We start from the raw sequence: 19,515 nt of genomic DNA on the forward strand, positions 1-19,515 counted from the left end.
CCGACACGAATGCGCAGTCACCTGTGCATTAGCTCATAACGTCGTAGTTGTGGACTTCCCTCTTAACAGCTCCCTGATCCTGGCCGTCACCGTTGGTCTCTGGCTGCTGTGGGTTGCCCCCTATATATTCCGCCTGTCAGGCACTGCACTGGTGCCGGCAGCCCACCGGCCGGCGGTCCGCCCGGCTCCCTCCTCAACAGCCATCCGCTCTTCCATCTCCGCTGATGGACTGTCCCAGCAGGGAAACACCACTATGTACAACGAGTCCACCTCGTACAACGAGTCCGCCGCCGGGCTTGGAAACCATGCTTCCCGGACACCGTCCCCGGACGCGCCGCGCGGGCACCAGGGCCCGCAGCCGGTTTTCCGCGTCCGTTACGGCCGCACCGCACTGGCCCTGATGGGTGCGCTGGCCCTGGCCGCAGTTGTCCTTGGACTCCCGCTGGCCGCTTTCGGTGCTGCTTCATGGTGGATGCCCGTGGTCGGAATTGTCCTGGCCGGGGCAGCAGTTGCCTCGCTTCGTGCCCTCGCGGTACGGGACCGCCGCCGCCGCGTCGACGCAGCCTTTAGGGTTGCCATGAGCGCCGGGAGCCGGCACCAGCCGGTGTCCGCACCGGAGCCCGCGTACGAGGCAGACGAGCCGCAGGAAGTTTCCCCGGAGCCCGTAAGGCCGCAGCGTGAAACTGTCCTGTTTGACGCTGAAAGCAGCCCGGAAGCCGACAGCGGGTCCGCCGTTGCCGGAGCTCCGGGTCAGGCCACAGTCACCACGGCGCCCGGTTCTTCCGACCGCCCGCTCACAGCAGCGGAACTGCGCAGTGCAGCCCTCGATTTCGCTGCCGCCTCAACCCCGCAGGGCCCTGCCGGACCGCCGAAAACCTCCACCACCCCGTGGGAACCGGTTGCAGTGCCCAAGCCGATTTATGTGGAAGCACCCGTGGCCCAGCGCCCGGCACCGGAACCGCTTGTTCCGCCGCAGACCCCCAAGCCTGCCGGCCGCACTTCCCTCCGCGCCGGGGTTACCCCCGCGGTTACAGAGTCCTCGGACTCCGCCGGAGCCGAGGCAGCTCCCGGGACCGGCAAGATCAATCTCGACGATGTGCTCCAGCGCCGCCGCGCTTAAGAAATCCCGTTTGGAAGGTCCGGGCATGTCCGGACCGCTGATGGCTGCGGTGCGTCCGCTGGGGTTGGTGCCCCTGTCCTGGAGCCACCTGCGCACCCATCACCGTCCGGGTGCAGGAATCAGTGCCCTGTACCGGGTCGAAGCAGTATCCCGCCGCGGTTCAGCCGACAGCGGCCGGCAATCCGTACAACTGCAGGTGGGTGCAACCACCGCTGCATTGACCCCTGAACAAAGCCGCCGGACCGTGCGGGGCTCCGTGGACGGTACGGCCGTGAGACTCTGGGTGCATCCCCGGGACCCTGTCCTGGCGGGTTTGGCCTGGGCTACCAGCCCCGGCGCCGTGGCCCGGGACCTCTTTGGCGCCGGAACGGACGGCGCCCGGGCGTCTTTGACCCTGGCGGCTTACCGGCCGCTGCGCCGCGCAGTCGTCCGCGGCACCTTCGAAGGTGCCACGGCCTACCTCAAAGTTCTGCAGCCGGGACTGGCTCCCGAGCTTCGCCGCCGGCTGGAAGCGGCGGCAGCTGCGGGACTTCCCGTGCCTGCGCTGCTGGAGATCCCCGCCGGAGCCGTTCCGGAGCCGGACAGTGTCCTGGCCCTGCGGGCACTTCCAGGCCGTTCCCTGCATCAGCACCTCCATGTGTCCCCGGATGATGTTGACCCGCAGTCGCTGCTCGATCTCCTGGCGGGACTGCCGCCGGAGGCACTGGCTTTTCGCCGCAGACCGGCATGGGCCGAACGCGTTGTGGACTACGCCGCGGGAGCCGCCGTCGCGTTCCCGCAGGAGGCGGAACGGATTACCCGGTGTGCCCGCGAAATCGACGCTGCGGTCCGCGCTGCCGATCCGGGCCCGCTGGTGACCGCGCACGGTGACTTTCACGGCGGCAACCTCCTCGTAGACAACCCAGGCCGGGCCGGGTGGAAGATCAGCGGAATGCTGGATGTGGACGCCCTCGGCCCCGGACACCTGGTGGATGATCTCGCTTGTTTTACGGGGCACCTGTTTGTTTTTGCGGCGGTAAACCCGCGGAGCCCGGGTCTGAGGGCCTCCGCGGACCGCTTTGCGGGCGCCTTCGCGGCCGAAACGGATCCCGCCGCTCTCTACTCCCGGGCGGCCGCCGTGGCGCTGACCCTCGTGGCCGGTGCGGCGGGGCGGGGCACGGAGGCAGCGGACCGAACGCTGGCCGCAGCACAGGAGCTTCTGGTCCGTTCCCGGGAACATTCCTGACCGCACCGAAAGCGCTCCGCAAGTGCCGCTCGGCGCTCCAGGAAAGTAGGGTGGACAAATGGACATTCTCCGCGGGGCACAAAGCAGCGGTTCCGGCCAGATCACCATTGGCCTGGACATCGGCGGAACCAAAACCCACGGGCTGCTCCTCGTTGACGGGGTTCCCGCCGGGGAAGCAGTGAGCGGCAGCGCCAATGTCCAGAACGTTACCCCGGCGCAGGCTGCCGCCAACCTCGCCGAGATTTTTTCGGCTTTGGGCTCCGTTCCGGTGAACCGCGTTATCGCCGGTTCCGGCGGCATTGACACCGCCGACGACGCCGACGCGCTCCGTGCGCTGATCAGCCCCCACGTTCCAGGCGCCGCGGTGGACGTCATCCATGACACCCGCCTGATCCTGGCGGCCGGACAGACGCCGGCCGGCATTGCCTTGATTGCCGGGACCGGATCCGTGGCGTGGGGGCTCAACCCGGCCGGGGAAGAGGCCCGCTGCGGAGGCTGGGGTTACCTTCTGGGCGATGAGGGCAGCGCTTACTGGATGGCGCGTGAAGCCGTCCGGCATACCCTGCGCCGCTTCAACCTTCGCCAGCAGCCGGATGAGTTGTCCGCCGCGCTGCTGACCGCCTGCTCAGTGACCGATCCGGAGCAACTCATCGCCCTGTTTCACGACACCGGCACCGGGCGCCGGTACTGGGCCTCGAAAGCCTCAGTGGTCTTTGATGCTGCAACGCAGGGCAGCGCCGCGGGCAGCGAAATTGTGGCGGCAGGAGCGCGTCACCTGGCGGGGCTGGCGGCGGATACTGCCCGGTTGCTGGACATTAGCGGCCCCGTGGTGGTTGGCGGTGGCCTGGGCATGTATCAGCCGCTGCTCCGGGACCGGCTGCGCCAGGACCTGGAACGCGCCGGGCTGACCGGCATCCGGTTCCTGGAACAGGACCCGGTGCACGGTGTCCGGTATTTGGCCGCGCAGGACGTCCAGCGTGGCTGAAAGTTTCGACACCCGGGTGGGCGCATACGCCGTCATCATCCGAAACGGCAGCATCCTGCTCTCGCACTGGCGTGACCACGGCTATTCCAGCTGGACCCTGCCCGGGGGAGGACTCGAGGTGCGTGAAGACGCGACCGCCGCCGTCGTGCGGGAAGTCCGCGAGGAGACCGGCTATTTTGTGGAACCGGAGGAGCTGCTGGGGGTGGACAGCATCTTCATCGAACCGGAGCACCGCTTTCCCGGCGAAAACCGGAACCTGCTCCACGCACTGCGGATCGTCTACCGTGCCCGTGTCCTGTCTGGGACGCTCACCCATGAGCTGGACGGCAGCACCGACGAGGCAGCCTGGGTGCCGCTGGACCGGGTTCCCGAGCTGGGACCGGCACCCCTGGTGCAGGTGGGGCTGAAGATGGCAGCCATCCGCCCGGCTGTCCGTTCCGAATGATCTGCTGGACTACATCCACCGGGTGTCCTACCGTAAACACACGTCAGGACGGCCCGTCTGCGGACCCCCCGCAGCCAGAGGCGGGACTCCCGCACAAAAAACGGAAGGTTTCCCCATGACCCTGCCGGACTCCGCCCCGCGGGCCGTCGAACCGATGATCACCTTCCGCGGTGTCACCAAGTCCTTCGCCGGCTCGGCCTCGCCCGCCGTGGAGAACCTGAGCATGGACATCGACCGCGGTGCCGTCACCGTCTTTGTTGGACCCTCGGGCTGTGGAAAGACAACATCCCTGCGAATGATCAACCGCATGGTGGAACCCACGTCCGGAACCATCACAGTGGACGGCGCCGACGTCAGCGGGGTCAAAGCTCCCCAGCTCAGGCGGTCCATGGGATACGTTATGCAGTCCGCCGGCCTGATGCCGCACCGCACCGTACTGGACAACGTGGCAACCGTTCCGCGCCTCAACGGACAGTCCCGGACCAGCGCCCGTGCCCGTGCCGCAGAACTGCTCGACGTCGTCGGGCTGGCCTCTGCAATGGGCGGACGGTACCCGGCCCAGCTATCGGGGGGACAGCAGCAGCGGGTCGGCGTGGCGCGGGCGCTCGCCGCAGATCCGCCCGTACTGCTCATGGATGAGCCGTTCAGCGCCGTGGATCCGGTGGTGCGTGCGGAATTGCAGCAGGAACTGCTGCGCCTGCAGCGGGACCTGGCCAAAACCATTGTTTTTGTCACCCACGACATTGATGAAGCAACAATCCTGGGAGACAAGGTCGCGGTTTTCGGCGCGGGCGGACGGCTGGCCCAGTACGCGGCACCCGAAGAAATCCTGCGGGCCCCGGTGGATGACTTTGTGGCTGGCTTCGTGGGGCGGGACCGCGGGTTCCGGCATCTGTCCTTCCAAGCGGGAAACGGTGTGCCACTGCATCCGGTGCAGCTCCTGACACCCGCCGAACTGGCGAATCCTGCGGTGGCTGTGGAGGAGGACTGGGCGCTCGCAGTCGACGACGGCGGGCGGCCGCTGGGCTGGGTGCCGGCGTCCCGGCGCGCGTCGTTCACTGCCGCGGATCAGCTGGTCCCGGGAGGGTCGCTGTACCGCGAGGGGGAAACCCTGCGGCAGGCGCTCGACGCCGCACTGTCTTCCCCCGCGGGGCTGGGCGTAGCGGTGGACCCGGAAAACCGCGTCACGGGAACCATTAGGGCCGCCGAGGTGCTGGAACTCATCGAGCAGGCCAGGCTGCAGCGGAGCGCGGGCTGACATGGAATGGTTCCTCGCCCACACCGACCAGGTGTTCCGGCTGACCGGACTGCACCTGTACCAGTCCATCGTGCCGCTGGTGCTGGGCATCCTCATCGCGGTGCCGCTGGCAGCTCTGGTCCGCAACAGCAACCGCGTCCGCGGCATCATTCTTGCCGCCGGGTCGCTGCTCTACACGATTCCGTCCCTGGCGCTTTTCGTGACGCTGCCCGCCATCCTTGGAACCCGCATCCTGGACATCAGCAACATCATCATCGCGCTGACCATCTACGCCGTGGCGCTGATGCTGCGCGTGGCCGTTGACGCCTTCGACTCAGTGGACGACGGCGTCCGGCAGGCCGCCGTCGCCATGGGGTACCGGCCGCTGCGCCGGTTCCTCACCGTGGACCTGCCGCTGTCCGTTCCGGTCCTGATTGCCGGGCTGCGGGTGGTGTCGGTCAGCAACATCTCCATGGTCAGCGTGGGCGCCCTCATCGGAGTGGAAAACCTGGGCTTCTTCTTCCGGGACGGGCTGCGCCGCTACTTCATCACCGAGATTGTGGTGGGCATTGTTGCCACGCTTGTCCTGGCCTTCCTGATGGACCTGGTGTTCGTGCTGCTGCAGCGTGCGCTGACGCCCTGGCTGCGCGCCGGCCGGGTTCCGGGAGCCTCCGCAGGTATGTTCGGGTTGCGCAGGCGCAGGGGCGCCGGCACTGCCGGCGTCCCCGGGCCCGGAGACCAGGCCGCCCCCGGCACCCCGGCAGCGGCGCCCGACGTCGCACTGAAGGGGGCGTAATCCGGTGGCCGTGACGATTCCCCGCACCGAGTACACCTCCACCAATGCCCTGGGGCAGGGCTGGGAATGGCTGACGGATCCCGCAAACTGGACCGGAGCCGCCGGGATTCCCGTGCGCACCCTGGAGCACCTGCAGTACACCGGACTGACTCTGCTGATTGCCCTGGCCATCTCCGTGCCGATTGGTTTGTTCATCGGACATACCGGCCGCGGCCAGATGGCCGTTGTGACCATCTCCGGATTGCTGCGCGCCCTGCCAACCCTGGGCATGTTGACCCTCTTTGTCCTCCTGGCCGGTCTGGGCCTCATGCCGCCCATTTGGGCCCTGGTCCTGCTGGCCGTACCCCCGCTGCTGGCCGGCACCTATTCGGGGATTGCTGCCGTGGACCGCAGCATCGTGGACTCGGCCCGCAGCATGGGCATGACGGAACTGCAGATCCTGTTCCGGGTCGAAATCCCCAACGGGCTGAAGGTCCTGTTCGGCGGACTGCGGGGCGCCACACTGCAGGTCGTGGCCACCGCCGCCGTGGTGGCAACCATCAACCTGGGAGGACTCGGGCGGTACCTCATCGACGGACTGGCCGTTGGCGACTACGGCAGGGTCTTCGGCGGCGCGGTCATCATTGCCTTGCTGGCGCTTGCAGTGGATGCCGTGATTGCGTTGGCAGCACGTCTTTTGATTTCACCCGGGCTGCAGAAGGGCCGCGTCGCCGCGGCCGGTACAGCAGCTCCGACCGCACCTACACCCACCGGCGGCGGATTTTCCGCTGCCGGCTCACAAGGAGGAAAACAATGACGCAGCACAAGCGCCGGATTGCCCGGCCCAAGGGACTGATCGTTCTGGCCGGAGGCATCACCCTGGCCCTCGGGCTGGCCGGCTGCAGCGGCGGCGGAGGTGACCCGCTGGCCTCGGAATCGCCGTCGGAAAGCGCTGCGTCCGGGGCTGCCGAAACAATTGTGGTGGGATCGGCGGACTTCCCCGAATCCAGCACCCTGGCGGAGATCTATGCCGGTGCGCTGAACGGTGCCGGAATTCCCGCAGAGACCAAGCTCGGCATCGGTTCACGCGAGGTCTACCTCCCCGCACTGGAGGACGGCTCCATTGACCTGATCCCCGAATACACCGGCGCGCTGCTGGTGGGAGTGGACCCGGACACTGAACTCGTGGACGCCGGGGAGATCATTGATGCCCTGCCCGGTGCCCTGCCCGAGGGTCTGGTCATCCTCGAGCCGTCCGACGCCGAGAACAAGGACGCCATGGTGGTCACCAAGGCCACGGCGGAGAAGTATCAGCTGGAGAGCATCGAGGACCTGGCCAAGGTCTGTGACCAGCTGACGCTGGCTGCACCGGCGGAATTCGCGGAACGGGTCCAGGGCCTGATCGGGTTGAAGGACAAGTACGGCTGCGAGTTCAAGGAGTTCACGCCGATCGGTGACAGCGGCGGGCCGCTGACCGTGGACGCCCTGCTCAAGGATGACGTGCAGGTTGCAGACATTTACACCACCACCCCGGCCATTGTGGAAAATGACCTGGTGGTGCTGGAGGACCCGCTGCAGAACTGGCCCGCCCAGCAGGTGGTTCCGCTGGCCTCCTCGCAGGCAGTGAATGACCAGGCTGCAGAGGTGCTGAACAAAGTGTCTGCGGAACTGACCACCGAGGACCTGATCGACCTGAACCAGGCCGTCAGCGGAGACCAGAAGATGGATCCCAGTGAAGCAGCCCGCATGTGGCTGGAAGAAAAGGGCTTCGCCTAACCCTTGGTTCGCCGTCGTTACAGGGACCCCTTTCCGCTTCACATGTGCGGGGAGGGGTCCCTGCCTGTGGCACCATGTTTTCATGGCCGAATTCAAGCAGTCCCACAAGCTCCACAACGTTCTCTATGACATCCGTGGGCCGCTGCTGGAGCATGCACAGCGCATGGAAGCAGCCGGTCAACGGATTCTGAAGCTGAATATCGGCAACCCCGCGCCCTTCGGTTTCGAGGCGCCGGAAGCGATCTTGGTGGACATGATGCGCCACCTTCCCAAGGCCCAGGGCTACAGCGATTCCCGCGGCATTTTCTCCGCCCGCACCGCCGTCGTCCAGTACTACCAAAGCCGCGGCATCCAGAACATTGACGTCGATGACGTCTACCTCGGCAACGGGGTCAGCGAACTGATTACGCTTTCGCTCCAGGCGCTGCTGAACAACGGCGATGAGATCCTGGTGCCCGCTCCGGACTATCCGCTGTGGACAGCCTCCGTCTCACTTGCCGGCGGCACCGCTGTGCACTACCTGTGCGACGAAAACGAGCACTGGTGGCCGGACGTCGAGGACCTTGAGTCCAAAATCACCGACCGCACCAAGGGGATTGTGCTCATCAACCCCAACAACCCCACCGGGGCGGTCTATCCGGAGCACGTCGTCAAGGCGATCGTGGACCTGGCCCGCAAGCACGGGCTGATCATCTTCTCGGACGAAATCTACGAAAAGATCTTGTACGACGACGCCGTGCACCTGAACTCAGCCACCATCACCGGCGAAGATGTCCTGTGCCTGACCTTCAGCGGCCTGTCCAAGGCCTACCGGATTGCCGGCTACCGCAGCGGCTGGATGGCCATCTCCGGACCGAAACATGAGGCGCTGGACTACATCGAGGGCATCAATCTGCTCGCGAACATGCGGCTGTGCGCCAACGTTCCCGCGCAGCACGCCATCCAGACCGCACTGGGCGGCTACCAGAGCATCAATGACCTGATCCTGCCCGGCGGCAGGCTCAAGGCGCAGCGCGATCTGGCCCACAAGATGCTCAACGACATTCCCGGCGTGAGCTGCGAGCTGTCCATGGGGGCCCTGTACCTGTTCCCGAAGCTGGACCCCGAGGTTTATCCGATCGCCAGCGACGAACAGTTTGCCCTGGACCTGCTCAAGCAGCAAAAGATCCTGATCTCCGTGGGCACGGCCTTCAACTGGGTGCGGCCGGACCATTTCCGGATGGTGACCCTGCCCAACGTGGATGACATTGAGGACGCCATGATCCGGCTCGCCGAGTTCCTGAGCACCTACAAGCAGTAGGCCTGTTCGGGGGAGGCTATTCGGCTGAGGCTATTCGCCTGCGGCTGCCTCGCGGGCGGCATCGAGGCGGCGGCGGGCACCTTCCAGCCAGGACTCGCAACGGGTGGCAAGCTGCTCGCCGCGCTCCCACAGAGCCAGAGATTCCTCCAGAGAGGCGCCTCCGGTTTCCAGCCTGCCGACCACGGAAACCAGTTCGTCCCGGGCCTGCTCGTAGCTCATGGCTTCAATGTCTGCCGGGATGGTTGATGCTTCGTTTGCTGCGGGGTTCATTTTCGGGTCTTCTTTCGGTTGGAGCTGTTGATTCTGCATGTTCAAGCGCCGGGCTTTTCTTCAGCCGGCGCTGCCGCCGTGGCGGCCAGTTCGCCCACGGCAACCCGGATGCGCAGGTGCGCGTCGCCGGGAACGGCCGCTGCCTCCCGGACCACGGAGCCGTCGGCCAGCTGCACGACGGCGTAGCCGCGGTCCAGTGTGTTCTGGGGTGAGAGGGAGCGGACCTGCGCCCGCAGGTACGCGATCCGGTCGGTGTCCCGCCGCACTTCGGAAGTGATGCAGGACAGGGCGCGCTCGCGCAGGCGGGACACGTCCTGCTGGCGCAGGTCCACCATGGTTTCCGGAGCGGCCAGCACGGGACGGGACCTGATGTGGTTCAGCCGTTCGATCTCCCGGCCGACTGTCAGGTCCACGATGCGTCTCAGCTGGGCACGGGCTGCACCAATGCGCTGCAGCTCCTCGCCGACGTCCGGAACAATCCGCTTGGCAGCATCGGTGGGCGTAGAGGCCCGGAGGTCTGCGACCTCGTCCAGCAGCGGCCGGTCCGCTTCATGGCCGATCGCGCTGACCACAGGCGTCTGCGCGGCGGACACGGCCCGGACCAGGTCCTCGTGGCTGAACGGCAGCAGGTCCTCCAGGGACCCGCCGCCGCGGGCAATCACAATGACGTCCACTTCCGGCATGGCATCGAGCTGGGCCAGCGCCCGGGTCACCTCCGCCACGGCGTTGACGCCCTGCACGGCTACTTCGCGCACTTCGAAGACCACGGCCGGCCAGCGCAGGGACGCGTTGCGGATGACGTCCTTCATGGCATCGGAGTTGCGTCCGGTAATCAGCCCGATCCGGTTCGGCAGCAGCGGCAGCGGCAGCTTCCGATCCTCCCGGAACAGCCCTTCGGCGGCCAGGGCCTGGCGCAGGCGTTCGATCCGGGCCAGGAGATCACCGATGCCCACCGGGCGGATGTCCCTGGTCTGCATGGAAAGCCGTCCGGTTTTGACCCAGAAATCGGGCTTGACCTGGGCAACCACCCGGGCGCCGCGTTCCAGCGGCAGCTCCAGCCGGTTCATCACCGTGCTCCACACTGTCAGGGACAGCGAAATCTCCGCATCGACGTCGCGCAGTGTGATGTAGGAGGCGTTGGCCCGTTTGTTCAGCTCGATAATCTGCCCCTCCACCCAGGTGGCAGGGGCGCGGTCGATGTAGCTTTTCAGGTTCCTCGACAGCAGCTGCAGCGGCCACGGATTCTCGGGACTGGTTTCCGCGGCGGTCTTCGGGAGGCTCGTCGCAGCGGCGGACTCATCGGGTTCGGTGCGCTCTATGGGGTCTTGCATAAGTTAATGTCTATCAGGTGCCGCCCACAACGCGGGTTCCGCAACCAGAGTGAGGAAACACCCGATGCGAACATTCGGCTCGGCCATCTTGGGTTTTGCCGCCGTCCTGCTGGCAGTTGCCGCCCTGTGTTCGGCCTGGCTGGCCGAAAACGTGGTGTCTGAAGACGGATTTGTAGCCCTGGGCCAGCCGCTGGGCACCAACGAGGCCTTCCAGCAGGACCTCGCCGAGGAGCTGGGGGCACAGGTGACGGACAGCGTCCAGCTGCCCGACGCCGTCGCCTCCTTTGTGCAGCCGCTGATCACCAGCGCGGTGCAGGGAGTGCAGTCGCTGCCCGGCTATCCGCAGGCCTGGGACGAGACGCTGCAGCGCTCGCACGCCCAATCATTCGACGGCGGCGGCGGAGTCACCCTGGATGTCGCCCCGGTGGTGGGCCTGGTGGCGAACGAGCTCGGCAGCGCCGCCGGGACGGAGGTGCAGGCACCGGAACAGTCGCTGCTGGAGCTGGGCGGGGTGGATCAGCGTTCGGACATCGAGTTTGCAGCCAACGCTGCCAAGGCGTGGCCTTTTCTGGCTCTGGGCTCGGGCATAGCAGCGGTGCTGGCCCTGCTGGTGGCTCGGAGCGGGGGAGCGGCACTGGCCTGGATGGGAGGAGGGGCACTGCTGGCCGGGGGTGCGCTGTGGTTTGCCGCCGGGTCCCTTCCCGCACTTGCCAGCCGTCCCGCCTACAGCAGCGCCCTGGCGGAGACTTTTGCCGCAGCGTTCGCTGCGGAAGCAGGACCCAGCCTGCAGGCATGGACGCTTCCCTTCATGGTGGGTGCGGCTGTGCTGCTGGTGCTGGGACTGCTGGTGCGTGCCATCGGCGGTTCCGGGCGGCGCTGAGTGCTCTGATCCGGGAGCAGTGCGCCGACAGCGGACGGAACGCCGTCGCGCGCGTTCGGTGCCGGTCCACCCGATAGCATGGAGGCATGACCAGCACTGCCGTTTCCGTGCCTATGCCCACCGTTCCGCGCAGGCGCCGCAGCCCGCAGGAGGTATCCGCCGCCGCTCCCGTCTCCGGCGCCCGCCGCGTCCTGCTGGCCGCACCGCGCGGCTACTGCGCCGGCGTCGACCGAGCAGTGATTGCCGTGGAGAAGGCGCTGGAAGCCTATGGCCCGCCCGTCTACGTCCGCAAGCAGATTGTGCACAACCTCCACGTGGTCCAGACACTGGAGGAGAAGGGCGCCATCTTCGTCGATGAAACCGACGAGGTCCCGGAAGGCGCCCGCCTGATCTTCTCCGCACACGGCGTCTCTCCCGCCGTCGTACAGTCCGCAAAGGACCGGAACCTGCAGACCATCGACGCCACCTGCCCGCTGGTGACCAAGGTCCACAAGGAAGCGGTGCGTTTTGCGCGCGACGACTTTGACATCCTGCTGATCGGACACGCCGGCCACGAGGAAGTTGAAGGCACCTACGGCGAGGCACCCGAGCACACGCAGATCGTCAACGGTCCCGAAGACGTGGACAAAGTGGTGGTCCGTGATCCGAACAAGGTGATCTGGCTGTCCCAGACGACACTGAGCGTGGATGAAGCCATGCACACGGTGAACCTGCTGCGCAAGCGGTTCCCCACGCTGCAGGATCCGCCCAGCGACGACATTTGCTACGCCACCTCCAACCGGCAGGCTGCGATCAAGAAGATCGCTCCCGAAGCGGATCTGGTGCTGGTGGTAGGTTCCGCGAACTCCTCCAACTCCGTGCGACTGGTGGAAGTTGCACTGGAATACGGCGCCAAGGCCTCGCACCGCGTGGACTTCGCCAACGAGATTGATGAGACCTGGTTCGAGGGCGTTGCCACTGTTGGTGTGACCTCCGGCGCATCCGTGCCGGAAAACCTGGTCCAGGACGTCCTGCACCTGCTGGCCGAGTACGGCTACGGCGACGTAGAGGAAGTGGTCACTGCGCAGGAGGACATCATTTTCTCCCTGCCCAAGGAGATCCGTGCCACGCTGAAGGCGATGGGGGATACCTCGCGCGGTCTGGGCGGGCGGCGCGCCGGAGCCTGACGGGCACCGGTATGATGGCAACGTGGCTCTTACTATTGGCATCGTCGGCCTGCCCAACGTCGGCAAATCAACCCTGTTCAATGCGCTGACCCGCAACAACGTTCTGGCGGCGAACTATCCGTTCGCCACCATCGAACCGAATGTCGGCGTCGTGTCCCTTCCGGATCCGCGCCTGGCCAAGCTGGCCGAGATTCACGGTTCCGCGCGCATCCTTCCGGCAACCGTGTCCTTTGTGGACATTGCCGGCATCGTGAAGGGCGCGTCGGAAGGTGAAGGGCTGGGCAACCAGTTCCTCGCCAACATCCGTGAAGCCGAGGCTATTGCCCAGGTCATCCGCGTGTTCGATGACCCCGACGTCATCCACGTGGACGGCAAGGTGGATCCCCGCTCCGACATGGAGACCATCAACACCGAACTGATCCTGGCCGACCTGCAGACGCTGGAAAAGGCGATTCCGCGGGTCGAGAAGGAAGTCAAGATCAAGAAGCGCGAGCCCGCGCAGCTGGCTGCCATGCAGGCCGCGCAGGCTGTGCTGGAGCGCGGCGACACCATCTTCTCCTCCGTGGAGAAGGACAAGCTGGAGATGGAGCACCTGCGGGAGCTGAGCCTGCTCACCGCCAAGCCCTTCATCTACGTGTTCAACGTCGACGACGCCGTGCTGGGCAACCCGGAGCGCCAGGAGGAACTGCGCGCCCTGGTGGCCCCGGCGGACGCCATCTTCCTTGACGCCAAGCTCGAAGCCGATCTGGTGGAGCTGGACGAAGAAGAAGCCCGCGAAATGCTGGAGATGAGCGGCCAGGAAGAGTCCGGTCTGGACAAGCTGGCCCGCGTCGGCTTCCACACCCTGGGCCTGCAGACCTACCTGACGGCCGGTCCCAAGGAAACCCGTGCCTGGACCATCCGCAAGGGTGACACCGCGCCCCAAGCTGCCGGCGTCATCCACACCGACTTCCAGCGTGGCTTCATCAAGGCCGAGGTTGTGTCCTTTGATGATCTGGTGGAGGCCGGTTCCATGGCCGAGGCTAAGTCCCGCGGCAAGGTCCGCATCGAAGGCAAGGAATACGTCATGGCCGACGGCGACGTGGTGGAGTTCCGCTTCAACGTCTAGGTTCTTCGCCTGAATCAGTAGAAATGCCGCCCTCCGCGAAAACGCAGGAGGGCGGCATTTCTATATCCGGGGCAAGCTTTGATAAGTGTCTATTCCGGCAGGCGCCAGTCGGTTACCTTCGACTCATTGCCGACGATGCTTACACCACCAACCAGTATTTCTCGCCCGGCAGGCGCCCGAAAAACCTAGTTTGAACAAGGACGCAGCGCTGCGGGCATCTACCCTGCGAACTCAAAGGCGACGGTGATCTCGGGATCGACGCTTGCGATGATCCCGGAGTAGGTCACCTTGGCCTGCTCTTTCAAGGCTGCTTCGTTTTTGCTGATGAGCGTCTGCTTGTTCTCGTCGCTGAGAATGTTGTTGATCATGCGAGTTTGAACCACTGGCGGTGTCAGCCAGCTAAGCGCGTTGTTGTCCTCGAGGGCGTCCTTGAACACGGGATCGTCAAAGCCGATGCCGATGAATTCAGGGATAGTCACGAGAAACGACCCTGGGCCGGTGGGTTCGATCTTCACCTGTGACCCATCGATGCCTAATTTTGCGTCGAACTCGTACTGGATCAGCGTCGTTTTCTCGCTCGCGGGTACGGCCACGCCGAAAATCTCGCGATTGCTTTCCTTTCTGTCGATACCCTCGATGTGAAGGCTCAGCAAGGCGACCTCTTGCATTTGCGTGACGGACTGAACCACCTGCGAATCGCGTTCGCTCGAACTGCTGGTGAACAGCGACTTGAGAGCGAGAGCGTTGAGTCCACCGAATGCGAAAGCGGCGCCCGTTCCCCCGAGAACCAAGAAGGTGATCAGCAGGAGAGGCCAAAGCAGAACCCGCGCTTTGAAAATGTTCATTACGATTAAGTCTCCAGTTTTTCGACGTCAAAACGCCTTCGGAATTCCGCGGTGTTGAACGGTCACAACAGAAAGCCGCACTAAGTCCCCTCGAACCATATAAGCAAGCAGGAGTTGGCCGATTAAGGCGCGCCTTCCGACCTAGAGATGCGGCTGCGAGCCGATGCGCACGTGTCGGGTGTCTTGAAGCCGGAGGTGGGCGGTTCCTTTGCCTCGCATTGCTCGTACGTGTCCAATGGCCGGCTGATCCGGGCGGCAGCAGCGCTGGAGTCCGACTGGTCGCTCACGATGCCGCCGGTCCGATCCTGCTGGTCCGCGTCTCGCACCGCGAGCACGACTATGGACGCGGGATGGTCGGTCCCGGGCGCCGGACTCGACTGGCAGCTTCCAGAGGGTATTCGGCTACGGAACGTGGTGGAGTTCCGCTTCAACGTCTAGGTTATTCGCCTGAATCAAGGGAAATGCCGCCCTCCGTTAAGTTTCGGGGGCGGCATTTTTCTTATGTATTAGCGGAAAAGAGCACAGGGCTGCCACGCCCCGATCCGAGGGTTCATAGGTGGCACATAGAGGCATGCCAGACTGGCCCGATGAGCGAGCCGACGAGACAGACCAGACAGACCAGACCCGAGAGTCTCTACAGCCGGACGGAATGGATTTTTGCGGGCTTCATTGCTCTTGAAGTCCTCGCTTTCACTGTCTTCCCGGGACTGCCCTTAGTGGTGGCCGGAACGGCGATGGCCACCCGGTTGCGGGAATCCAGGAAGCGGACACTAGCGCTGTGGATTGTTGCCGGGGCCCTGACGATCGTCGCACTGGCACCGTTCCTCCTCGGGATGCTCGGATTGTCGTCGTTTGCCGAAGTGGATACAACGTACGGTTCGGGTCGCTGAGAGGAAGGGAAGCCTCGTCTGAAACAGCCCCTTTCCCTGCGTGGGGAGAGGGGCTGTTTCTGCGGTGCTGGACGTACGCCTTAGTGCCCGACGGTGAACCTCTGACGCGGATGGGCGTGGTTCTCGATCTCGTCGACGAAGGCAAGCGCGAAGTCGGTACCGGAAATTTCCGAGGAGCCGTCATCTTTGGTCACCAGGATGTCGCCGCCCGTCCGGTAGGCGCCGGTGCTCTCGCCCGGAGCGAAGACACCGAAGAGCGCTGCCGGGCTGACATAGAACCAGTCGAGGTCCTCGGGTGCCTGCCGCAGCGCCTCGAGAACTTCGGCGTGCGCCAGAGCTTCGGGCTTCCAGTCATCGAGGAAGTCCGGTGTGTCGACCAGCCGCGGACCACCTTCCGCGACCAGCGACGAGCCTGCCCCGCCAACGAAGGCGAGGCGCGCGCCGCTGCTGCGCGCGGCCTCGATCAGCTGCGGCATGTACGTGGCAAGCGGAGCGCCGTCGACGTCGGCTCCGTGCACCGCCACAACGAGGACATCAGCATCGGCGGCCGCCGCGGTGAGCACTTCCGGGGAAGCCAGCGATCCGGTGCGGTATTCCACCCCGTCCAGCGGCTCCTCCGGTGCACTGCGGGTGTAGGAGATCACCTGGTGCCCGCGGGAAGCCGCCTCGCGGGCGATGTGTCCGCCGGCGTAGCCGGTGCCGCCGAAGATCACTACTCGTGCCATGTGCGTTCTCTCCTTGCAGTAGGGAGCCGGCAATTCCCCGGCGAAGATGCAACCAGCTGCCGGGTCCACGTATTCCCTCCCCACTCGGGGCAGAGTTATCCTGATGCCGGTGGCCCTGCCACCGAGGGCACTTCCACGTGAAGACCACGTGAATCATCGCGGAGAGGACTGGCTCCCCAGGACACGTCCCGATGGAGTGCGGCGCACTGATGCGCCAGCTTCATTGCACCGATGCCGCGGCATCGGCTGTCGAAAGGACGCGAGATGTCATCGAAAGACGAAAAGAACCTGGGCCAGGTCGTGGACAAGATCGCGGGCATGGATGAGCCGCAGCGCGGGCTGATGCAGCGGGTGCATGACGTCATCATGGACGCGGCTCCAAGCCTGAAACCACGTATCTGGTACGGCATGCCCGCGTACGCCAGGTCTGCAGGCTCCCCGGCGCTGCTGACCCTGCGCAACGATGAACGCCTCAACCTGTCGGTCACCGAGAAGGCGCCGCTCCGCCCGGCCGGCGGGCCGGACGGCACGCTTATGCCTGCCGCCTGGTACTTCGAAACCATCGACGCCGATACGGAGAAGCGCGTCGCGGAGATCGTCCGCTCGGTTCTCGACTAAGCCCGGCTCCCGCCCTTCGCCGGCAGAACACGGGACCGGCGTCGGCGGAGGGCGGGACCATGCCACAGACACACATATGGCAGGCTGGCAGCCATGAGCCTCTCAACTCCTACCCTGGACACTGCGCGCCTGGTCCTGCGGCCATTCGTTGATACGGACGCGGACAGCCTCTTCGCACTGCAGAGTAACGCAGAAGTCCTGCGCTACTGGGACAGTCCGCCGTGGTCCAGTCCTTCACAGGCCACACACTTTCTGGATGGTTGCCGGAAGATGGCGGAGGAAGGCACCGGAGCGCGGCTGGTGATTACCAGGAAATCAGACGGGAGCTTCCTGGGCTGGTGCACCTTCAACAGCTGGAACCCCGCCTTCCGGAGTGCTTCCCTCGGCTATTGCCTGGCAAAAGAGGCCTGGGGGAGCGGCTACGCCGCTGAATCAGGACGCGCCATGCTGCAATGGGCCTTCGATACCCTGGACCTGAACCGGGTCCAGGGCGAAACGGACACACGCAACATCGCCTCCGCCCGGGTCCTGGAGAAGCTCGGCTTCCTGCGCGAGGGCGAACTGCGCGAGGACTGCATCGTCAACGGCGAGGTCTCCGATTCCTGGATATACGGCCTTCTGCGCCGCGATTGGACCGGCTGACTCCGCAAACGGTTGCAGGGGAGGGCCCGAGATTTAGAATCGCTCCATGGGCGCTCTGACTTTCAGCATCAACGTCACCCTGGACGGTTGCGCCGACCACCAGGAGGGCATCGTCGACGACGAGACGCACACCCATTACACCCGGCTCCTGAACGAGTCCGGCGCCATGCTCTGGGGGCGCACCACGTACGAAATGATGGAGAGCTACTGGCCGGCAGTTGCGCGGGGTGACGTCGAAGCGCCGACAGCGGTGCGCGACTGGGCCCTCACGCTGGAGGCCAAACCGAAGTACGTCGTGTCCTCAACCCGCAGTAACTTCCCGTGGAACAACAGCCACCGCATCGACGGTGACCTGCGCACCGGGGTGCAGGACCTCAAGGACCGGACCCCGGACGGGGTGCTCGTTGGCAGCGGCCGGCTGGCGGCAGGTTTGGACCGGCTGGATCTGATTGATGAATATAGGTTCCTGGTGCACCCCATGATCACCGGCCACGGTCCCACGCTCTACGAGGGACTTCTCGACAGCACACGCCGCCTCGAGCTGATCTCGGCGGAACCGATGAGCAACGGTGCAGTTTCCATGCACTACCGGCGGACTGACTGAGACCCACAGCGCTGATGCTGCGCTTCCGTCCAGACGGCGATGCAGCCCCTGCTAGCCTCGCTTCATGCGCAAAACGCCGGGACGAACCCCAAAGACCGCTGCAGGGGAGCGCGTACTGATCCTGTCCGCAGGCGTGGGCGCCGGGCACAACAGTGCCGCAGCGGCGGTGCAGCAGGCGTGCGCCGCGCGTGCCGACGTCGCCGAGGTCCAGGTACTGGACGTGCTACAAGTCAGCAGCGTGCTCTACCGGGCACTGCTGAACAAGGGCTACTTCGTCCTGGTCGAGGGCTTGCCGTGGCTGATTGACTGGGGCTACGACATCAGTGACCGTCCCTTCCGGCGCCGGGGCCCCATAGACCCCTGGACACGGATGAACTCCGTTCCGGTCATTGATGCCATTAAGCGGTTCCGGCCGACCGCGATCGTGTGCACGCATTTCCTGCCCGCCCAGCTGCTGGCGTCGCTGCTCCTTCGCGGCGTGACCAACGCGAGAACCGCCGTCGTCACGACGGACTATGACTTCCAAGGGCTGTCCCTTACCGGCGCGTTTCACGCGCTTTTCCTGGCCCGGGAGGAGGGGAGGGTGGAACTGATGGCGCTTGGCCTGCCTTCCGACCGCGTCGCGGCCCCGGGGATTCCGATCGCCACACAGCTGAAGGCTCCGTCCGGGCGTGATGCAACCGAGCCCCCGATGCTGCTGATCTCTGCGGGCGCGTCCGGCGGCGACTACGCCGCCGCGGTGGTGCGGCAGACGCTGCACATGCGCTCGCCCTTCACGGCGACGGTTGTGTGCGGACGAAACGATGCCCTGCGGCAGCGTATCGAGCAGCTGGTGGCACCCGCCGGGAACCGCTACCGCGTGCTCGGCTTCACCACGGAGATGCCGCAGCTGCTGCGCCGCGCCGACCTGTTTGTGGGCAAGCCCGGCGGGCTGTCCGTGTCGGAGTGCATGGCTGCCGGCCTGCCCATGGTGATGGTGAACCCCATTCCGGGGCAGGAGGTCCGCAACGGCGACTACCTGTTGGAACAGGGGGCGGCGGTCCGCTGCAACACTTCAGCGACAATTGGCTGGAAGATCGACGAGGTGCTGCGCGAGCCTGGCCGCCTGCAGCAGATGCAGGCCGCGGCGCAGAGGACGGGCCGACCTGAAGCTGCGGCAGATGTGCTGTCCCGACTGCTGGACGGGCCGTCCCGTCCGCTGGTGATAACCCGCGCGGCGCAGAAGACAATCCTCTCCGCCAGTGAGGACCGCGTTGTGGCGACGGATCTGAGCGGACCATCCGCGCTGGTCCGGTTGATCGACTCGGCTACGGGCAGCACGGTCGCCCTGCTGCAGGCCCAGGAGCTGGAGGATTTGCAGAAGCGGTACGGGACCCCGGACGGGAGCCTGGTGCTGCGGCGCAGCCAAGCGTTCAGGTCGCTCAGGTGGGAGGAGCGGCGGCTGCTCCGCGCCATCCTGCGGGGGGATGACACGCTGGCCGTTCGTGTTGAGAGATCCCGTCCTCATCGGCCGGTTCCGCAGGGCGCCGCAATCGGACCGCGTCCGCCCAGCTGACCGGGCAGTGCTGGTCGG

The 19,515-nt window shown here is 65.6% G+C and carries 21 protein-coding genes; 17 read left to right on the top strand and 4 right to left on the bottom strand.

The genetic code is table 11. The features are described 5' to 3' along the window. The first annotated feature begins 49 nt into the window (after positions 1 to 49). The 9 genes from CXQ89_RS18305 (at position 50) to CXQ89_RS05020 (ending at position 8,863) form a co-directional block, all read left to right on the top strand. A complete protein-coding gene (locus tag CXQ89_RS18305) occupies positions 50 to 1,120 on the top strand; it encodes a hypothetical protein (protein ID WP_181032226.1) in 1,071 nt (356 codons plus the stop codon). 25 nt (positions 1,121 to 1,145) lie between these two features. Then, on the top strand, positions 1,146 to 2,345 hold the full coding sequence (locus tag CXQ89_RS04985) for an aminoglycoside phosphotransferase family protein (RefSeq protein WP_181032227.1): 1,200 nt from the start codon (positions 1,146 to 1,148) through the stop codon (positions 2,343 to 2,345). Between the two features lie 58 nt (positions 2,346 to 2,403). Beyond that, positions 2,404 to 3,330 (top strand): N-acetylglucosamine kinase, encoded by a 927-nt coding sequence (locus CXQ89_RS04990; protein WP_104160462.1) that lies wholly within the window; start codon positions 2,404 to 2,406, stop codon positions 3,328 to 3,330. Further along, on the top strand, positions 3,323 to 3,775 hold the full coding sequence (locus CXQ89_RS04995; RefSeq protein ID WP_258059868.1) for an NUDIX hydrolase: 453 nt from the start codon (positions 3,323 to 3,325) through the stop codon (positions 3,773 to 3,775). Before CXQ89_RS04990 ends, CXQ89_RS04995 begins: the two co-directional genes overlap by 8 nt. Before the next feature lie 115 nt (positions 3,776 to 3,890). Further along, positions 3,891 to 5,033: an ATP-binding cassette domain-containing protein gene (locus CXQ89_RS05000; protein WP_308471674.1), complete on the top strand. Its 1,143-nt coding sequence runs from the start codon at positions 3,891 to 3,893 to the stop codon at positions 5,031 to 5,033. A gap of 1 nt (position 5,034) precedes the next feature. Further along, positions 5,035 to 5,808 (top strand): ABC transporter permease, encoded by a 774-nt coding sequence (locus tag CXQ89_RS05005; RefSeq protein WP_104160463.1) that lies wholly within the window; start codon positions 5,035 to 5,037, stop codon positions 5,806 to 5,808. Between the two features lie 10 nt (positions 5,809 to 5,818). Next, positions 5,819 to 6,604 carry an ABC transporter permease gene (locus CXQ89_RS05010; protein ID WP_258059869.1) on the top strand — a complete coding sequence of 262 codons (786 nt, stop codon included), beginning with the start codon at positions 5,819 to 5,821 and terminating at the stop codon, positions 6,602 to 6,604. Beyond that, the gene (locus tag CXQ89_RS05015; protein ID WP_104160464.1) at positions 6,601 to 7,563 is read left to right on the top strand and encodes an ABC transporter substrate-binding protein; all 963 of its coding nucleotides are present in this window, start codon (positions 6,601 to 6,603) and stop codon (positions 7,561 to 7,563) included. Before CXQ89_RS05010 ends, CXQ89_RS05015 begins: the two co-directional genes overlap by 4 nt. 82 nt (positions 7,564 to 7,645) lie before the next feature. Next, positions 7,646 to 8,863 (top strand): pyridoxal phosphate-dependent aminotransferase, encoded by a 1,218-nt coding sequence (locus CXQ89_RS05020; RefSeq protein ID WP_104052667.1) that lies wholly within the window; start codon positions 7,646 to 7,648, stop codon positions 8,861 to 8,863. 30 nt (positions 8,864 to 8,893) lie between these two features. Here CXQ89_RS05020 and CXQ89_RS05025 read toward each other — a convergent pair whose 3' ends face one another. Further along, positions 8,894 to 9,133 carry an exodeoxyribonuclease VII small subunit gene (locus CXQ89_RS05025; protein ID WP_104102740.1) on the bottom strand — a complete coding sequence of 80 codons (240 nt, stop codon included), beginning with the start codon at positions 9,131 to 9,133 and terminating at the stop codon, positions 8,894 to 8,896. Between the two features lie 41 nt (positions 9,134 to 9,174). Further along, complete coding sequence (gene xseA / locus CXQ89_RS05030; protein ID WP_104052666.1) at positions 9,175 to 10,464, bottom strand: exodeoxyribonuclease VII large subunit; 1,290 nt, start codon at positions 10,462 to 10,464, stop codon at positions 9,175 to 9,177. A 64-nt stretch (positions 10,465 to 10,528) separates the two neighbouring features. Here xseA and CXQ89_RS05035 point away from each other — a divergent pair, with 64 nt between their 5' ends. The 3 genes from CXQ89_RS05035 (at position 10,529) to ychF (ending at position 13,618) form a co-directional block, all read left to right on the top strand. Beyond that, positions 10,529 to 11,344, top strand: coding sequence for a hypothetical protein (locus tag CXQ89_RS05035; protein ID WP_104160465.1), 816 nt, complete (start codon positions 10,529 to 10,531; stop codon positions 11,342 to 11,344). Positions 11,345 to 11,430: 86 nt separating this feature from the next. Then, positions 11,431 to 12,510, top strand: coding sequence for a 4-hydroxy-3-methylbut-2-enyl diphosphate reductase (locus tag CXQ89_RS05040; RefSeq protein WP_104052664.1), 1,080 nt, complete (start codon positions 11,431 to 11,433; stop codon positions 12,508 to 12,510). A gap of 22 nt (positions 12,511 to 12,532) precedes the next feature. Further along, positions 12,533 to 13,618: a redox-regulated ATPase YchF gene (gene ychF, locus CXQ89_RS05045; protein WP_104160466.1), complete on the top strand. Its 1,086-nt coding sequence runs from the start codon at positions 12,533 to 12,535 to the stop codon at positions 13,616 to 13,618. Positions 13,619 to 13,836: 218 nt separating this feature from the next. On the opposite strand, the gene CXQ89_RS05050 is transcribed toward ychF, so the two are convergent. Beyond that, a complete protein-coding gene (locus CXQ89_RS05050) occupies positions 13,837 to 14,463 on the bottom strand; it encodes a hypothetical protein (protein ID WP_104160467.1) in 627 nt (208 codons plus the stop codon). Between the two features lie 587 nt (positions 14,464 to 15,050). On the opposite strand from CXQ89_RS05050, the gene CXQ89_RS05060 reads away from it, so the two are divergent. Continuing rightward, entirely contained in the window at positions 15,051 to 15,353 is a 303-nt protein-coding gene (locus tag CXQ89_RS05060) for a hypothetical protein (protein ID WP_104160469.1), read from the top strand. Between the two features lie 80 nt (positions 15,354 to 15,433). Here the strand turns inward: CXQ89_RS05060 and CXQ89_RS05065 are convergent, their stop codons facing one another. Further along, entirely contained in the window at positions 15,434 to 16,078 is a 645-nt protein-coding gene (locus CXQ89_RS05065; RefSeq protein WP_104160470.1) for an NAD(P)-dependent oxidoreductase, read from the bottom strand. A 264-nt stretch (positions 16,079 to 16,342) separates the two neighbouring features. Here CXQ89_RS05065 and CXQ89_RS05070 point away from each other — a divergent pair, with 264 nt between their 5' ends. From CXQ89_RS05070 to CXQ89_RS18755, 4 genes are all read left to right on the top strand, one after another. Further along, positions 16,343 to 16,696 carry a DUF1801 domain-containing protein gene (locus CXQ89_RS05070; protein ID WP_104160471.1) on the top strand — a complete coding sequence of 118 codons (354 nt, stop codon included), beginning with the start codon at positions 16,343 to 16,345 and terminating at the stop codon, positions 16,694 to 16,696. Positions 16,697 to 16,789: 93 nt separating this feature from the next. After that, positions 16,790 to 17,338 (top strand): GNAT family N-acetyltransferase, encoded by a 549-nt coding sequence (locus CXQ89_RS05075; RefSeq protein WP_104160472.1) that lies wholly within the window; start codon positions 16,790 to 16,792, stop codon positions 17,336 to 17,338. 46 nt (positions 17,339 to 17,384) lie between these two features. Beyond that, positions 17,385 to 17,942 carry a dihydrofolate reductase family protein gene (locus tag CXQ89_RS05080; RefSeq protein ID WP_104160473.1) on the top strand — a complete coding sequence of 186 codons (558 nt, stop codon included), beginning with the start codon at positions 17,385 to 17,387 and terminating at the stop codon, positions 17,940 to 17,942. 64 nt (positions 17,943 to 18,006) lie between these two features. Then, complete coding sequence (locus CXQ89_RS18755) at positions 18,007 to 19,497, top strand: glycosyltransferase (RefSeq protein WP_104160474.1); 1,491 nt, start codon at positions 18,007 to 18,009, stop codon at positions 19,495 to 19,497. Positions 19,498 to 19,515 lie beyond the last annotated feature (18 nt).

This window comes from Arthrobacter sp. ZGTC212 (assembly GCF_002929255.1).
In the GTDB taxonomy this organism is placed as follows: Bacteria; Actinomycetota; Actinomycetes; order Actinomycetales; family Micrococcaceae; genus Arthrobacter_B; species Arthrobacter_B sunyaminii.

Excerpts from the sequence above, each read along its gene's own strand:
- CXQ89_RS05080 (WP_104160473.1), top strand. The coding sequence starts at position 17,385 with ATGGGCGCTCTGACTTTCAGCATCAACGTCACCCTGGACGGTTGCGCC.
- CXQ89_RS04990 (WP_104160462.1), top strand. The coding sequence starts at position 2,404 with ATGGACATTCTCCGCGGGGCACAAAGCAGCGGTTCCGGCCAGATCACC.
- CXQ89_RS05000 (WP_308471674.1), top strand. The coding sequence starts at position 3,891 with ATGACCCTGCCGGACTCCGCCCCGCGGGCCGTCGAACCGATGATCACC.
- CXQ89_RS05035 (WP_104160465.1), top strand. The coding sequence starts at position 10,529 with ATGCGAACATTCGGCTCGGCCATCTTGGGTTTTGCCGCCGTCCTGCTG.
- CXQ89_RS04985 (WP_181032227.1), top strand. The coding sequence starts at position 1,146 with ATGTCCGGACCGCTGATGGCTGCGGTGCGTCCGCTGGGGTTGGTGCCC.
- CXQ89_RS05050 (WP_104160467.1), bottom strand. The coding sequence starts at position 14,463 with ATGAACATTTTCAAAGCGCGGGTTCTGCTTTGGCCTCTCCTGCTGATC.
- CXQ89_RS05005 (WP_104160463.1), top strand. The coding sequence starts at position 5,035 with ATGGAATGGTTCCTCGCCCACACCGACCAGGTGTTCCGGCTGACCGGA.
- CXQ89_RS05020 (WP_104052667.1), top strand. The coding sequence starts at position 7,646 with ATGGCCGAATTCAAGCAGTCCCACAAGCTCCACAACGTTCTCTATGAC.
- CXQ89_RS05040 (WP_104052664.1), top strand. The coding sequence starts at position 11,431 with ATGACCAGCACTGCCGTTTCCGTGCCTATGCCCACCGTTCCGCGCAGG.
- CXQ89_RS05070 (WP_104160471.1), top strand. The coding sequence starts at position 16,343 with ATGTCATCGAAAGACGAAAAGAACCTGGGCCAGGTCGTGGACAAGATC.
- CXQ89_RS18755 (WP_104160474.1), top strand. The coding sequence starts at position 18,007 with ATGCGCAAAACGCCGGGACGAACCCCAAAGACCGCTGCAGGGGAGCGC.
- CXQ89_RS05075 (WP_104160472.1), top strand. The coding sequence starts at position 16,790 with ATGAGCCTCTCAACTCCTACCCTGGACACTGCGCGCCTGGTCCTGCGG.
- CXQ89_RS05060 (WP_104160469.1), top strand. The coding sequence starts at position 15,051 with ATGAGCGAGCCGACGAGACAGACCAGACAGACCAGACCCGAGAGTCTC.
- CXQ89_RS05025 (WP_104102740.1), bottom strand. The coding sequence starts at position 9,133 with ATGAACCCCGCAGCAAACGAAGCATCAACCATCCCGGCAGACATTGAA.
- CXQ89_RS05065 (WP_104160470.1), bottom strand. The coding sequence starts at position 16,078 with ATGGCACGAGTAGTGATCTTCGGCGGCACCGGCTACGCCGGCGGACAC.
- xseA (WP_104052666.1), bottom strand. The coding sequence starts at position 10,464 with ATGCAAGACCCCATAGAGCGCACCGAACCCGATGAGTCCGCCGCTGCG.
- CXQ89_RS05015 (WP_104160464.1), top strand. The coding sequence starts at position 6,601 with ATGACGCAGCACAAGCGCCGGATTGCCCGGCCCAAGGGACTGATCGTT.